This is a genomic window from Trinickia sp., assembly GCF_035492435.1.
Classification (GTDB): Bacteria; Pseudomonadota; Gammaproteobacteria; order Burkholderiales; family Burkholderiaceae; genus Trinickia.
In genome coordinates this window covers 1-13,957 of record NZ_DATJJF010000009.1, presented here as the reverse complement: position 1 = coordinate 13,957, position 13,957 = coordinate 1, and the positions used below count along the sequence as shown (strand labels likewise).

The following is a 13,957-nucleotide window of genomic DNA, read 5'->3' as shown; positions in this document are numbered from 1 at the left end:
TACTACCGAACGAAAACCTGCCGCCGATCTCGACGGCGGCAGACCCGGCACCTTATCACTCTCGAGGCGACAACCGCCGCTGCCGCCGCGCTGCACGCAAGCGGCGCGGCACACTCCTCAGCGATCGATCTCGCCGAACACGATATCCTGCGTCCCGATGATCGTGACAGCATCGGCGATCATATGGCCGCGCGCCATTTCGTTGAGCGACGCGAGGTGGGCATAGCCAGGCGCTCGAATCTTCAGCCGGTACGGCTTGTTGGCGCCGTCCGAGACCAGATAGATGCCGAATTCGCCCTTCGGATGTTCGATCGCCGCGTACGCCTCTCCCTCCGGCACATGAAAGCCTTCAGTAAAGAGCTTGAAGTGATGGATCAGCTCTTCCATGTTCGACTTCATGGCCACTCGCGAAGGCGGTGCGACCTTGTGATTGTCGGTCATCACAGGCCCCGGATTGTTGCGAAGCCAATCGATGCACTGCTTTGCAATACGCGCCGACTGGCGCATCTCCGCAACACGAACAAGATAGCGGTCGTAGCAATCGCCGTTGACGCCGACGGGGATGTCGAAGTCGAGCTGATCATAGACTTCATACGGCTGCTTCTTGCGCAGATCCCATTCGACACCCGAACCGCGCAGCATCGCCCCCGTCATACCCAGTTGCAGCGCCCTTTCAGGCGATACAACACCGACACCGACGAGACGCTGCTTCCAGATCCGATTGTCCGTCAAAAGCGTTTCGTACTCGTCCACGCAACTCGGGAAGCGCGCAAAAAAGTCGTCAAGAAAATCAAGAAGCGACCCTTGACGCGCCTCGTTCATTTTTTCGAGCGCCTTCGCATTGCGAATCTTGGACGGCTTGTATTGTGGCATCGCATCCGGCAGATCGCGGTACACGCCGCCCGGACGATAGTAAGCCGCATGCATGCGCGCTCCCGATACCGCCTCATACACGTCCATCAAGTCTTCGCGCTCACGGAAAGCGTAAAGAAATACGGCCATCGCGCCGACGTCGAGCCCATGCGAGCCGATCCACATCAGGTGGTTCAACACCCGCGTGATTTCGTCGAAGAGCACGCGGATGTACTTGGCCCGAATGGGAACGTCGATGCCGAGGAGCTTTTCGATGGCGAGAACATAGCCGTGCTCGTTGCACATCATCGACACATAGTCGAGACGATCCATGTACGGCACGGATTGAATGAAAGTCTTGTTCTCGGCAAGCTTTTCCGTGGCGCGGTGCAAAAGCCCGATGTGGGGGTCGGCGCGCTGAATCACTTCACCATCGAGCTCTAGCACGAGGCGCAGCACGCCATGCGCCGCCGGGTGCTGCGGGCCGAAATTGAGCGTGTAGTTCTTGATCTCTGCCATGGCGCCCTCTTAGTGTTTCAGACCGCCGTAGTGACCCTCACGGATCACACGAGGTGTGATTTCGCGTGGCTCGATCGTGACCGGCTGGTAGACGACCCGCTTTTCCGCCGGGTCGTAACGCATTTCCACATAGCCCGAAATTGGAAAATCCTTGCGGAAAGGATGACCGATAAAACCGTAATCGGTGAGAATGCGACGCAAATCGGGGTGGCCGTCAAAAACGATGCCGAAGAGATCGAACGCTTCCCGCTCGTACCAGTTCGCCGAACTCCATATTTCGACAACGGACGGCAGGATTGGTAGGTCGTCGTCAGGCGCGAATACGCGCACGCGCAAACGCCAGTTATTCGAGACCGACAGCAAATGCAGGACCGCGGCAAAACGCGGGCCGTCATACGCACCATCGCCATACGTTTGATAATCGACGCCGCACAAATCGATCAGTTGCTCGAAGCCGAGCGAGCGATCGTCGCGCAAGCGTGTGCATATATCGAGGTAATCGCCCGCCTTGACGACGATCGTCAACTCCCCGACCGATTCCGTGATGCTCGACAGACGGCCGCCGAAGGCCGCCTCGAGGTGCGCTTTCAGGATCTCGAGTTTGCTTGCCATGAGTGGGGACGCTCAGACTGATTTATTGACGCGCGATCGTGCTCGTGCGGCGGATCTTCGCTTGAAGTTGAATCACGCCGTAGACGAGCGCCTCCGCGGTGGGCGGACAGCCAGGCACATACACGTCTACCGGTACGATGCGATCGCATCCACGCACAACCGAATACGAGTAGTGATAGTAACCACCGCCGTTCGCGCATGAACCCATCGAAATGACCCAGCGAGGCTCCGCCATCTGGTCATAGACTTTGCGCAGTGCCGGGGCCATCTTGTTGCAAAGCGTGCCGGCCACGATCATCACATCTGATTGACGCGGACTGGGACGAAAAACGACGCCGAATCGGTCGAGGTCGTAGCGGGCAGCGCCCGCATGCATCATTTCCACTGCACAGCACGCGAGACCGAATGTCATGGGCCAAAGCGACCCTGTGCGTGTCCAGTTGATCAGCTTGTCAGCCGTTGTGGTGACGAACCCTTCCTTCAACACCCCTTCGATACTCATGCTGTGCACTCCAGACGGGACGGCACGCGCGGCCGCCCGCGAGAAACGGCAATTAACCCATCATTCCCACTCGAGCCCGCCCTTTCTCCAGATGTAGGCGAAACCGAGCAGCAGTTCGACGAGGAAGATCATCATCGATAAGAAACCGGGCCAACCAATATCCCGCAAGGCGACGCCCCACGGAAACAGAAATGCGGTCTCGATATCGAAAACAATAAAAAGGATGGCGATGAGATAGTAGCGCACATCGAATTTCATGCGCGCATCTTCGAAGGCCTCGAAGCCGCACTCGTACGGCGAATTCTTTTCGTTATATGGCTTGTTTGGACCGAGGATTTTGCCGATGGAAACGAGCGCAATACCCAAACCCAGACCTACGAGGAGGAACAGGAAAACGGGGAAATAGGCTCCGAGGTTCAAGGCTATCCTCTTTCAGTTGGTTCTGAGTGGCAGGGCGCGACAACTAGCGCATCCCCGAATCAAAAATCACCGAATCAAAATCACGCACGTTGCTCACGGCGTATTGTGCCATTGCACCCCGCATAGCGAGGACGCCACGAGCCGACCTCAGATGCAACAATGCCAGCCGAAGCAATGCAAGCGGCTGGCATTTGGATAACTTTGGTGCCGACGGCGAGACTCGAACTCGCACAGCTTTCGCCACTACCCCCTCAAGATAGCGTGTCTACCAATTTCACCACGTCGGCACTGTCTGCAATCCGGGACACAACTCGTTGCAACCCGCGAATCGCTTCAAGACATAAATTCTAACCCTTTCCCGCCCCATTGAGCAACTACTAAATGCATCAAAAAGCGAAAAAGTTTATTTCGGAACGCTTTGGGCCGGTGCCGCAGACGACGCAGCCGAAGTGGCAGCGACCGAAGCAGCTGAAGGTGTAGCCGCGGGTGTAGCCGCAGGAGCAACGACGGGAGCGGCCGGCATCCCACCCAACACGCCCGCCGACGGCTTGGACTTATACGAGCCGAGATAGGTCAGCGCCAGTGTCGACACGAAGAACAACGCAGCGAGGATCGCGGTTGTGCGCGACAGGAAGTTTGCCGAACCCGTAGCGCCGAAGAGACTTCCCGATGCGCCGCTACCGAACGCCGCGCCCATATCAGCACCTTTACCGTGCTGAAGCAACACGAGACCTATGACACCGATCGCCGACAGCAGCTGCACGACGATGATCAACGTTTTCAAATACAGCATCACACTCACCCAATTGAGGTTTCGGCGAAAGGCATCAGTGCCTCGCACCCGCAGCCTGTTTGACCAACACGCACATTCAGCGAGCGGAGCTCACCGCTTGTGCCGCTGCGCAGATCGCAAGAAAATCGAGACTCTTCAACGAAGCACCGCCGATCAGCCCGCCATCGATGTCGGCCTGCCCGAACAGCGCCTCGGCATTCTCCGGCTTGACACTGCCGCCGTACAGCAACGGCACGTCTGCAATAGCAGCGCTCTTGGCAACAAGACGCGCACGCAGGAACGCGTGCACTTCCTGCGCCTCTGCAGCCGTAGCGCTCTTGCCCGTTCCAATCGCCCAAACCGGCTCATAGGCCACGATGATACGCGCCAACTCGTGCTCAGCGAGTCTTGCCAGCACGGCATCGAGCTGCGCGCCGACGATGTCCTGCGTCGCGCCGCTCTCGCGCTCTTCAAGCGTCTCGCCGACACAGACGATCGGCGTGAGCCCCGCTTGCAGCGCACGCTGCGCCTTCACCGCGACGAGCTCCGAGCTTTCAGCGTGATAAGCACGCCGCTCCGAGTGACCGACGATGGCAAGCGTTGCACCGAAGTCGACGGCCATCTCCGCCGAGACCTCACCCGTGTAAGCTCCTTGCGGGTGAGCCGAAATATCCTGCACGCCCCATGCGACCATCGCGCCTTTCAACAGCGACTCAGCCTGCGCGAGATAAGGGGTCGGCACACAGACACCGATGTGCACGTCGGAGTACGCTTCACCACCGCTCGCGAGCGCTTGCAACAGCGCTTCGTTCTCGGCGAGCCGGCCGTTCATCTTCCAGTTTCCGACCACCCACTTCGCTCGTCGTTTCGACATGTTTTCCGCCGTATGTGCGCTTTTGGACTTCGTGCCTTGGCCTTCTGTCACCGCAGTCACCGCTACAAGAGCGGCAAGCTTACTGCCACTGCCGTTGCCTTTAGCCTTACGCGCTTCTTGCTCTTTCCCTACCCCTTTCTCTCGTCGTAACGAAAAATAAAAGGTAAGCGCACGCAAAAAACGGGCAATTCTACTGTGCGCGGACCACACGGGTCAAACTCACAGGCGCCACATCGGCGATCAAGCCCACATATCAGCCGTTCGATACGGTGTTTCGGCCGCGTCTTACTACATTGAACAGCCAGGCCACGCACGCCTGACCGGCCTTCGACACGCGGCCCGCAGCCCTTAAGCGGCCTGCGACCAGTCGAGCACGATCTTCCCGATGTGCTCACCACTTTCCATCAGCGCGTGCGCGTCCTTGGCCCGATGTGCCGGCAGCACACGGTAGATCACAGGCTTGATGCGACCCGATTCGATGAGGGGCCAGACATGTTGCTTCAACTGCGCGGCCACCTTCGCCTTGAATTCAACCGAGCGGCTGCGCAGCGTCGAGCCGGTTATGGTGAGCCGGCGACGCAGCACTTCGCCCAGGTTCACCTCTGATTTCGCCCCACCCAGCAACGCGATGATGACCAATCGCCCGCCGTCGGCAAGCGCCGACAGTTCGCGGGGCACATATCCGCCCGCGACCATGTCGAGAATCACATCGACACCACGGTCATTCGTGAGCGACTTCACCACCTCGACAAAGTCCTCAGACTTGTAATTGATCGCGCGCTCAGCGCCGAGTTCTTCACAGGCCTGACACTTTTCGGCGGTACCCGCCGTGGCGAATACCCGAAAGCCCATCGCCTGCGCCAGCTGGATTGCCGTCACGCCGATGCCGCTCGAGCCACCCTGCACGAGCAGCGTCTCGTTCGCGCCGCCCTCGCCTTGGCCAAGCTGAGCCCGCTCGAAGACGTTGCTCCAGACAGTGAAAAACGTCTCAGGCAAGGAAGCCGCTTCGATATCGGAGAGGCCCGCCGGCACCGGCAGGCACTGCGCGAGCGGCACAGCTGCGTACTCGGCATAGCCGCCACCGGACAGGAGCGCGCAAACGCGATCGCCCATCTTGAGGCCGAACGGGTTGTGCTTGTCGTCAAGCGTGCCGCCTACGATCTCGCCGGCGAGTTCGAGCCCCGGCAGATCCGAAGCCCCGGGCGGGGGCGCATATGCGCCCTTGCGCTGAAACACGTCCGGGCGGTTGACGCCCGAGGCAGCGACCTTGATCAGCACCTCACCGGCTTTCGGCTCGGGCATCGGCCGCTCGACCAACGTCAGCACTTCTGGGCCACCGAACTCCGTAATTTCGATTGCTTTCATCTGCGTCACCTTCCTGGTTTGCGCGTTTCGCGAACGCCACCATTGTCATAAAAAAACGGCCGGCTCGCTCGCGAGCGCACCGGCCGTCTTCATTATTGCCCCGACCTTACTGCTGCGGTGCGGACTCCGGCTCAACCGCGCCCGAAGCTGCATCGTTCAAGAGCGCCTTGGCCGACAAACGAACGCGACCCTTCTCATCCGTCTGAATGACCTTCACTTTCACCTGCTGGCCTTCGCTCAGGTAGTCCTTGATGTCCTTGATGCGCTCATTGGCAATCTCGGAGATGTGCAAGAGACCGTCCTTGCCCGGCAGAATGTTCACGATTGCGCCGAACTCGAGCAGCTTGAGGATCGTGCCTTCGTAGACCTGCCCCACTTCGACTTCAACCGTGATCGCCTCAATGCGGCGCTTCGCTTCCGCCATGCCTTCGCTGCTCGTGCTCGCGATCGTGACGACGCCGTCATCGGAAATATCGATCGTCGTGCCCGTTTCCTCGGTCAACGCGCGGATCACGGAACCGCCCTTGCCGATCACGTCACGAATCTTCTCCGGATTGATCTTGATCGTGATCATGCGCGGAGCGAACTCGGAGAGCTGCGTGTTTGCGCCGGCCACGGCGGTCGTCATCTTCCCGAGGATATGAATGCGGCCTTCCTTCGCCTGCGCGAGGGCAACCTGCATGATTTCCTTCGTGATGCCCTGGATCTTGATGTCCATCTGCAGCGCCGTGACACCGTCAGCCGTGCCCGCCACCTTGAAGTCCATATCGCCGAGATGGTCTTCGTCGCCGAGGATGTCGGTCAGCACAGCGAACTTGTTGCCCTCGAGGATCAGGCCCATCGCGATGCCGGCCACATGCGCCTTCATCGGCACGCCTGCGTCCATCAGCGCCAGACAACCGCCACACACCGATGCCATGGACGACGAACCGTTCGACTCGGTAATCTCCGAAACAACGCGGATCGAGTAACCGAACTCGTCAGCGCTCGGCAGGCAGGCCGCGAGTGCACGCTTTGCAAGCCGGCCGTGACCGATCTCGCGGCGCTTCGGCGACCCGACGCGGCCCGTCTCGCCCGTCGCGAACGGCGGCATGTTGTAGTGAAGCATGAAGCGCTCGCGGTATTCGCCTTCGAGCGCGTCGATGATCTGCTCATCGCCCTTCGTGCCGAGGGTCGCAACGACCAATGCCTGCGTCTCGCCACGCGTGAAGAGCGCCGAACCGTGCGTGCGGGGCAGCACGCCCGTGCGAATCTCGATCGGGCGCACGGTGCGCGTATCGCGACCGTCGATGCGCGGCTCGCCGCTCAGGATCTGGCTGCGGACGATCTTCGCTTCGAGATCGAACAGGATGTTGCCGATGCTCGCCTTGTCGACCGGCATCTTCCCGGCCGCGAGCGCTTCCTCGTCGAGCTTCGCGCCTGCCGCGGAGTAAATTTCCTTCAGCTTGGTCGAGCGCTCCTGCTTGTTGCGAATCTGATAGGCAGCAACAAGGTTCGCCTGCGCGAGCTCAGTCACCCGTGCGATCAGCGCCTCATCCTTCGCCGCCGGCTGCCAATCCCATTCGGCCTTGCCGCCTTCGCGCACGAGCTCATGGATGGCATCGATCGCTACCTGCATCTGCTCGTGACCGAAAACGACGGCACCGAGCATCACGTCTTCGGGCAACTGATCAGCCTCAGACTCCACCATCAGCACCGCGCGCTCCGTGCCGGCCACGACGAGCTCGAGCCGCGAATCCTTCATCTGCGCACGCGTCGGGTTCAACACGTACTCGTTGTTGATGTAGGCGACACGCGCAGCGCCCACGGGCCCGTTGAACGGAATGCCCGACACGGCAAGCGCTGCCGATGCACCGATCAACGCCGGGATGTCCGCCGGGACTTCCGGGTTGATCGACAGCACGTGCACGACGACCTGCACTTCGTTGTAGAACCCTTCCGGGAAGAGGGGACGCAACGGCCGGTCGATGAGACGCGAAATCAGCGTTTCATGCTCGGAAGGACGTCCTTCGCGACGGAAGAAGCCACCCGGAATCTTGCCGGCCGAGTAGGTCTTCTCGAGGTAATCGACGGTCAGCGGGAAGAAGTCCTGGCCGGGCTTTGCCGTCTTTGCGCCGACGACCGTGGCAAGCACGACGGTGTCTTCTACGTCGACGATGACAGCGCCGGTGGCCTGGCGGGCAATCTCACCGGTTTCGAGGCGCACATTGTGCTGCCCCCATTTGAATTCTTTGACGACTTTATTGAACATTGACATGGTCACTCCTTCCTTTCTCGCACTCTTTGGTCTTCGTGTGTTCACTATGCCGCCGCCCGCGCTGTAACACGTGCGCGGCAACGGCGCCGAAGGCCACCGCGCCAACGGGAAGAGAAGTGTTATGCCATTCCAGCGCGACGCTCACCGGCAACTTGCGAGTCACCGTTCACACCGCGTACGTCACGCTGGAATGACACAAAGCTCTGCCCGCCCGAGGCGGCCCTGCCGCTATGCCGGCGTAACGCTTTTGCGTCCAGCTTTTGCGTCCGCTTGGCAACTCATCGCCGGTCATGCAAGCACGCGCGTTGCGCGTGCCGTTCAAAAACAAAATGCCTGCATCAGTACACTGACACAGGCATCGTAGCGAAAAGCGACAACCGCCGATTACTTGCGCAGGCCCAGCTTTTCGATCAGCGCGCGGTAACGGTCGGCATCCTTGCCCTTCAAGTAGTCGAGCAGCTTGCGACGGCGGCTCACCATGCGCAGCAGGCCGCGGCGGCTATGATGATCCTTCACGTGCGACTTGAAGTGGGATGTCAGTTCGTTGATGCGCGAGGTCAGCAAGGCGACCTGAACTTCGGGCGAACCCGTATCGTTCTCGGCACGCGCAAACTGCGCAACGATGTCGGACTTCTTGATATCGGCTACAGACATTTGATTTCCTTGTAAAACAAACAGGCGGTCACGGAAGAAGGGCCGTGCCGTGGGCTGACAAGGCGCGTATTGTAGCACAAGCCGGTTCGGCCCCGACGCACCCTCCGAGAGGACGTTTCAGGACGGCCCGCTCAGCCGTCCGCTTCGGCCGACGCTCTATCGCACCCGCGGCGCAGGGTTCAACGGTGGCTTCCCGCGCAGCGGCTGGCGCGATGGATTAATGGGCAGCGGGCGGGCGAATCACATGCGTTTGCGGGCTCTTTTGCGCCCCCTGTGTCAAACTACCCAAGCGCTCGTTCGATCACACCAGCAGATGGGGCCGCCCGGCGCGAACCCGTGGCACGGCAACTCGCCCCAGCGCATTCGAAAAACAACGGAGGACTTTCATGTCGATGGGCAAGCGATACCCGCTCGCGCTCGCAGCGCTCGCCGCGCTGCTCGTGGCCGGCTGCGCGCAGCCGTGGCAGAACTTTCAGACCGGCGAGCCGGAATCCGCCGTCATCGCGCGCCTGGGACCGCCGCGCGAAGTTTACGATTTGCCTAACGGCGACAAGCGCCTCATGTGGCCGACGCAGCCAATGGGTGAAGTGACGACAGCGGCCGACATCGATCCTTCAGGCAAAGTCGTGACCGTGCGTCAGGTGCTACAAGTCAACGAGCTCTACAAGGCTCAGATCGGCACATGGACGAAGCGCGACGTGCTCCTCAACTTCGGCCGCCCCGTCGAGACGGCCTACTTTCCCCTCATGAAGCGGCAGGTTTGGACCTATCGGTATCAGGAAGACAACGTCTGGTACATGCTCTACAACTTTTACTTCGACGATCAAGGCATACTTCGGCTCACGCAAAAAACCCCCGATCCGATGCATGATCCAGGTCTGGGTCTCCGCTGATACCCGTCAGGACATATCGCCCACCGCAATCAGATGAGCGCGATGCGCAGCTGTCCGCCCGAGCCGCAGGCGGATAGAACCCTGCACCGGGCCGCGCTCGGCCCGGTAGGCTTCCGGCCTTGGGGCTCGCACGCCAGAAGCTGCGTGCGCACCCCGGCATGCCGGCCGCTATCGACCGGCACACCGCGTCACGAGCGCTGTGGATTGACCTTGACGCCCGCGTACAGCTTGTTGAGTGCCGAAAGGTAGGCTTTCGCCGATGCGGCCACAATATCGGGATCGGTGCCTACACCGTTGACGATGCGTCCGCTCTTGGCGAGACGCACGGTGACCTCCCCTTGCGCTTGCGTGCCGGTCGTAATCGCGTTGACGGAATAAAGCACGAGCTCCGCACCGCTGCCCACCTGCGCCTCGATGGCGTGGAGCGTCGCATCGACGGGGCCGTTGCCTTCGGCCTCGCCCGTCACCTCTTTGCCTTCCGATGCAAAGACGACGCGCGCATGCGGGCGCTCACCCGTTTCCGAACGTTGCGACAGGGACACAAACTTGAACTGCTCGCGCTCCTGCGCCTCGGCCGATTCCTCCGTGACGATCGCGATGATGTCTTCGTCGAAGATCTCGGCCTTGCGGTCGGCCAGCTCCTTGAAGCGCGCGAAGGCGGCATTGAGTTCGCTCTCGCTTTCAAGCGACACGTTGAGCTCTTGAAGGCGCTGCTTGAACGCGTTGCGACCCGAGAGCTTGCCCAGCACGATCTTGTTCGCGGTCCAGCCAACATCTTCAGCACGCATGATCTCGTACGTGTCGCGCGCCTTGAGTACGCCATCCTGGTGAATGCCCGATGCGTGCGCGAAAGCGTTGGCGCCCACCACAGCCTTGTTCGGCTGCACGACAAAACCCGTCGTTTGCGAAACAAGCTTCGAGGCCGGCACGATTTGCGACGTGTCGATGCCGACGTCGAGACCGAAATAGTCCCTGCGCGTCCTGACGGCCATGACGATCTCCTCGAGCGCCGTGTTGCCAGCGCGCTCACCGAGGCCGTTGATCGTGCACTCGATTTGGCGCGCGCCGCCAATCTTCACGCCGGCAAGCGAGTTCGCGACGGCCATACCGAGATCGTTGTGGCAGTGCACCGAAAAGATGGCCTTATCCGAGTTCGGAATGCGCTCCCGCAACGTCTTGACGAGATCGCCGTAAAGCTCAGGCACCCCGTAGCCGACGGTGTCGGCGATATTGATCGTGGTTGCGCCTTCGTCGATGACCGCCTCCAGCACGCGACAGAGGAAGTCCATGTCCGAGCGGCTGCCGTCCTCGGGCGAAAACTCGACGTCATCCGTGAACTTACGCGCGTAGCGCACCGCGAGCCGAGCCTGCTCGTAGACCTGATCGGGCGTCATGCGCAGCTTCTTTTCCATGTGAAGCGGAGACGTTGCGATGAACGTATGGATCCGGAACCGCTCAGCGGGTTTCAAAGCGTCGGCGGCGCGCTGGATGTCCTTGTCGTTCGCACGCGAGAGCGAGCAGACGGTGCTGTCTTTGATGATCGATGCAATCGCGTTGATCGCCTCGAAATCGCCGTTCGAACTCGCCGCGAAGCCGGCCTCGATCACATCGACCTTCATTCGTTCGAGTTGCCGCGCAATGCGGATTTTTTCTTCTTTCGTCATCGAGGCGCCGGGCGACTGCTCGCCGTCGCGCAACGTCGTGTCGAAAATGATCAGCTTGTCTGCCATGTCGAGGCTCTCCTTGGACGGTATGCGGGTCTGAAAATCACAGAAACACAAGGGAATTCAGGTGTTCGCGCCACCGCTGGCGCCGAACAACGAACAAGGGCAGACGGAGGCGGGAACGATCAGCGCGGTAGGCGCGCGAACGCTAGTGCTAGGCCGCTTAGCGGCGCACCGGCGAGGAGGGATAGGAGGGGAAATGCGAACGTCAACATGAAGGGGACTATAGCGGCATTCGCGAAATGGTGCAATCGAGCACACCAATGGGCCCCATAGCGACGCGCTCGAAAGCCGGGGCCGGAGCAGCTGAACGGCCCGTTCGGAGCATTTGGGTCGCGGCACGGCGACCGCAGCCGCCCGTGCCGCACGTGACGCGACTTGGTTGCGTCAAAAGGACGGGAATTGGGGCGGCGGCACCGCTGCCGCGCGTGCCGCCCCGCGGAATCGGCGCGCCGCGTCAGTGATCGTGGGGCAGCGAGCGTGCCGGGTTCTCGCGCCGGCGCAGCGCCAGATAGCCCCAGTAGGCATAGCCTGACAGGCCGTAGAGCACGAAAAGGCCGAACAGCATGAGCGGCGGATCGGACGATACGAGCACGAACGCCACGACAACGAGCAAGATCGCCGCGAACGGGACCCGATGCCTTACGTCGAGCGCCTTCCCGCTGTAAAACGGCGCGTTCGACACCATGGTGACGCCTGCGTAGACGGTCAGCGCAAACGCAACCCAAGGCAGCCACACAAGCTTCACTGGCACGCGATTGTCGCTGGCAAGCCAGACGAAGCCCGCGATCAGCGCGGCGGCGGCCGGACTGGGAATCCCCTGGAAGTAACGCTTATCCACCACGCCGATGTTCGTGTTGAAGCGAGCGAGCCTGAGCGCGGCGCCCGAGCAGTAGACGAACGCGGCAAGCCAGCCCCAGCGGCCCAGGTCTTTCAGCACCCACTCGTACATGACGAGCGCCGGCGCGACGCCAAACGAGACCATGTCCGAGAGGCTGTCGAACTGCTCGCCGAACGCGCTTTGCGTGTGGGTCATGCGCGCAACGCGACCATCCATGCCGTCAAGCACCATGGCGACGAAGACGGCAATCGCCGCAATCTCGAAGCGCAGGTTCATGGCCTGCACGACGGCGAAAAAGCCGCAAAAGAGCGCGGCGGTCGTGAACGCGTTGGGCAGCAGATAGATGCCACGCGTGCGCAGAAACTGCTGGCGTGCAGCGCGCCGGCTCTCGGCCGGCGCGCTGCCCGACGAGGCCGTCGCGGGGACATCCGCCAGTATCTTGTTGCGCCGGAACGGCCGCGGCACCGGCGACTTGCCTGTGCGCGAACGGCGCGGTTTCAGTGCAGCCATCGAACTCCTCCTGGCAGTGCCTTAGAGCTCGGCGAGAATCGTCGACGAGGCGTGCACCTTCTCCCCGATCGAGACCTTGGCGCGGCTGCCGAGCGGCAGGTAGACGTCGACGCGCGACCCGAAACGAATGAAACCGTAGCGCTGGCCGCGCGCGAGCGATTCCCCGCTCTTCGTGTAGCAGAGAATGCGGCGGGCGATGAGTCCCGCGATTTGAACCGACGTTACCGTCTGCCCGTTCGCCGTTTCAATCACCACCGCATTGCGTTCGTTCTCGAGTGATGCTTTATCGATCGCCGCGTTCAAATAGGCGCCCGGAAAGTACTCGACTTGCTTCACGGCGCCGTCCACGGGCGAGCGCTGCGAGTGCACGTTAAAGACATTCATGAATACGCTGATTTTGAGTGCCTCGCGCCCGACGTAAGGATCATGCGTAGTTTCAACCGCGACGATACGCCCATCGGCGGGACACAGCACAGCGTTCGGATCAGTTGGGATAGGGCGTGGTGGGTCGCGGAAAAACTGGACGACAAAGATGAGCAGCAACCAGAAAATCCAAGCCAGGCCGAACCCCGCGAACGCATGGATCAACACGGCGACAATGGCGGCAATCGCAATGAACGGCCAGCCTTCGCGCGCGATGATCGGATGAGGGTAATTCATAAAGCGTTAAGGTTTTATTGTAAAACCGTAGGATAGCAAAAGCCGTCCGCCGCGCGAGGCGACAGACGGCTTGGCATAAACGACCGCTCGATTGCGCCACCCTCTCGGGCGTCAAAAAACAGCGATCGACACATCGCCGCGCAGCTCGAACGGCCGGCGACGCAAACGCAGCAGCATCGACTGCACCGGCCCGCCCTTTCGGACTTTGCGTCGCGCGCGCCGGCGGCAGTGGCTTGCGTTAGTTCTTCGACTGATCGACGAGCTTGTTCTTGGCGATCCAGGGCATCATGGCGCGCAGCTTCGCACCGACGGTCTCGATCTGGTGCTCGGCCGTGAGGCGGCGACGCGATTGCAGCGTCGGCGCGCCAGCGCGGTTCTCGAGAATGAAGCTCTTCGCGTACTCGCCCGTTTGAATGTCCTTCAGGACGTCCTTCATCACCTTCTTCGTCTCTTCCGTGACGATGCGCGGGCCGGTCACGTACTCACCATACTCGGCGTTGTT

Annotated in this window: 13 protein-coding genes, 1 tRNA gene and 1 pseudogene; 1 reads left to right on the top strand and 14 read right to left on the bottom strand. The window is 61.1% G+C overall.

What is annotated here, in order from left to right:
• Nucleotides 1-117 precede the first annotated feature (117 nt).
• The 10 genes from VL598_RS00375 to rpsO form a co-directional block, all read right to left on the bottom strand.
• Nucleotides 118-1,371 carry an NADH-quinone oxidoreductase subunit D gene (locus tag VL598_RS00375; protein WP_325324714.1) on the bottom strand — a complete coding sequence of 418 codons (1,254 nt, stop codon included), beginning with the start codon at nucleotides 1,369-1,371 and terminating at the stop codon, nucleotides 118-120.
• A 9-nt stretch (nucleotides 1,372-1,380) separates the two neighbouring features.
• Entirely contained in the window at nucleotides 1,381-1,983 is a 603-nt protein-coding gene (locus VL598_RS00370; RefSeq protein WP_325324713.1) for an NADH-quinone oxidoreductase subunit C, read from the bottom strand.
• A gap of 22 nt (nucleotides 1,984-2,005) precedes the next feature.
• Nucleotides 2,006-2,485, bottom strand: coding sequence for a NuoB/complex I 20 kDa subunit family protein (locus tag VL598_RS00365; protein WP_027819582.1), 480 nt, complete (start codon nucleotides 2,483-2,485; stop codon nucleotides 2,006-2,008).
• Between the two features lie 60 nt (nucleotides 2,486-2,545).
• Nucleotides 2,546-2,905 carry an NADH-quinone oxidoreductase subunit A gene (locus VL598_RS00360; protein WP_325324712.1) on the bottom strand — a complete coding sequence of 120 codons (360 nt, stop codon included), beginning with the start codon at nucleotides 2,903-2,905 and terminating at the stop codon, nucleotides 2,546-2,548.
• A 202-nt stretch (nucleotides 2,906-3,107) separates the two neighbouring features.
• Nucleotides 3,108-3,192: transfer RNA gene (locus tag VL598_RS00355), tRNA-Leu, on the bottom strand.
• 116 nt (nucleotides 3,193-3,308) lie between these two features.
• Nucleotides 3,309-3,698 carry a preprotein translocase subunit SecG gene (gene secG, locus VL598_RS00350; protein WP_325324711.1) on the bottom strand — a complete coding sequence of 130 codons (390 nt, stop codon included), beginning with the start codon at nucleotides 3,696-3,698 and terminating at the stop codon, nucleotides 3,309-3,311.
• A gap of 76 nt (nucleotides 3,699-3,774) precedes the next feature.
• The gene (gene tpiA / locus VL598_RS00345) at nucleotides 3,775-4,551 is read right to left on the bottom strand and encodes a triose-phosphate isomerase (protein ID WP_325324710.1); all 777 of its coding nucleotides are present in this window, start codon (nucleotides 4,549-4,551) and stop codon (nucleotides 3,775-3,777) included.
• 348 nt (nucleotides 4,552-4,899) lie between these two features.
• On the bottom strand, nucleotides 4,900-5,916 hold the full coding sequence (locus VL598_RS00340) for an NAD(P)H-quinone oxidoreductase (protein WP_325324709.1): 1,017 nt from the start codon (nucleotides 5,914-5,916) through the stop codon (nucleotides 4,900-4,902).
• Nucleotides 5,917-6,022: 106 nt separating this feature from the next.
• Nucleotides 6,023-8,173 carry a polyribonucleotide nucleotidyltransferase gene (gene pnp / locus VL598_RS00335; RefSeq protein WP_325324708.1) on the bottom strand — a complete coding sequence of 717 codons (2,151 nt, stop codon included), beginning with the start codon at nucleotides 8,171-8,173 and terminating at the stop codon, nucleotides 6,023-6,025.
• A gap of 384 nt (nucleotides 8,174-8,557) precedes the next feature.
• The gene (gene rpsO, locus VL598_RS00330) at nucleotides 8,558-8,827 is read right to left on the bottom strand and encodes a 30S ribosomal protein S15 (protein ID WP_325324707.1); all 270 of its coding nucleotides are present in this window, start codon (nucleotides 8,825-8,827) and stop codon (nucleotides 8,558-8,560) included.
• A gap of 386 nt (nucleotides 8,828-9,213) precedes the next feature.
• On the opposite strand from rpsO, the gene VL598_RS00325 reads away from it, so the two are divergent.
• A complete protein-coding gene (locus VL598_RS00325) occupies nucleotides 9,214-9,720 on the top strand; it encodes a hypothetical protein (RefSeq protein ID WP_414718634.1) in 507 nt (168 codons plus the stop codon).
• Nucleotides 9,721-9,908: 188 nt separating this feature from the next.
• On the opposite strand, the gene VL598_RS00320 is transcribed toward VL598_RS00325, so the two are convergent.
• The 4 genes and pseudogenes from VL598_RS00320 to VL598_RS00305 all read right to left on the bottom strand — a co-directional run.
• Complete coding sequence (locus tag VL598_RS00320) at nucleotides 9,909-11,450, bottom strand: 2-isopropylmalate synthase (protein ID WP_325324706.1); 1,542 nt, start codon at nucleotides 11,448-11,450, stop codon at nucleotides 9,909-9,911.
• A 451-nt stretch (nucleotides 11,451-11,901) separates the two neighbouring features.
• Nucleotides 11,902-12,795 (bottom strand): CDP-diacylglycerol--serine O-phosphatidyltransferase, encoded by an 894-nt coding sequence (pssA, locus tag VL598_RS00315; RefSeq protein ID WP_325324705.1) that lies wholly within the window; start codon nucleotides 12,793-12,795, stop codon nucleotides 11,902-11,904.
• A gap of 21 nt (nucleotides 12,796-12,816) precedes the next feature.
• Nucleotides 12,817-13,455 (bottom strand): phosphatidylserine decarboxylase, encoded by a 639-nt coding sequence (locus VL598_RS00310; protein WP_325324704.1) that lies wholly within the window; start codon nucleotides 13,453-13,455, stop codon nucleotides 12,817-12,819.
• Nucleotides 13,456-13,693: 238 nt separating this feature from the next.
• A pseudogene (locus VL598_RS00305) lies at nucleotides 13,694-13,957 on the bottom strand (ketol-acid reductoisomerase); the annotation flags it as partial.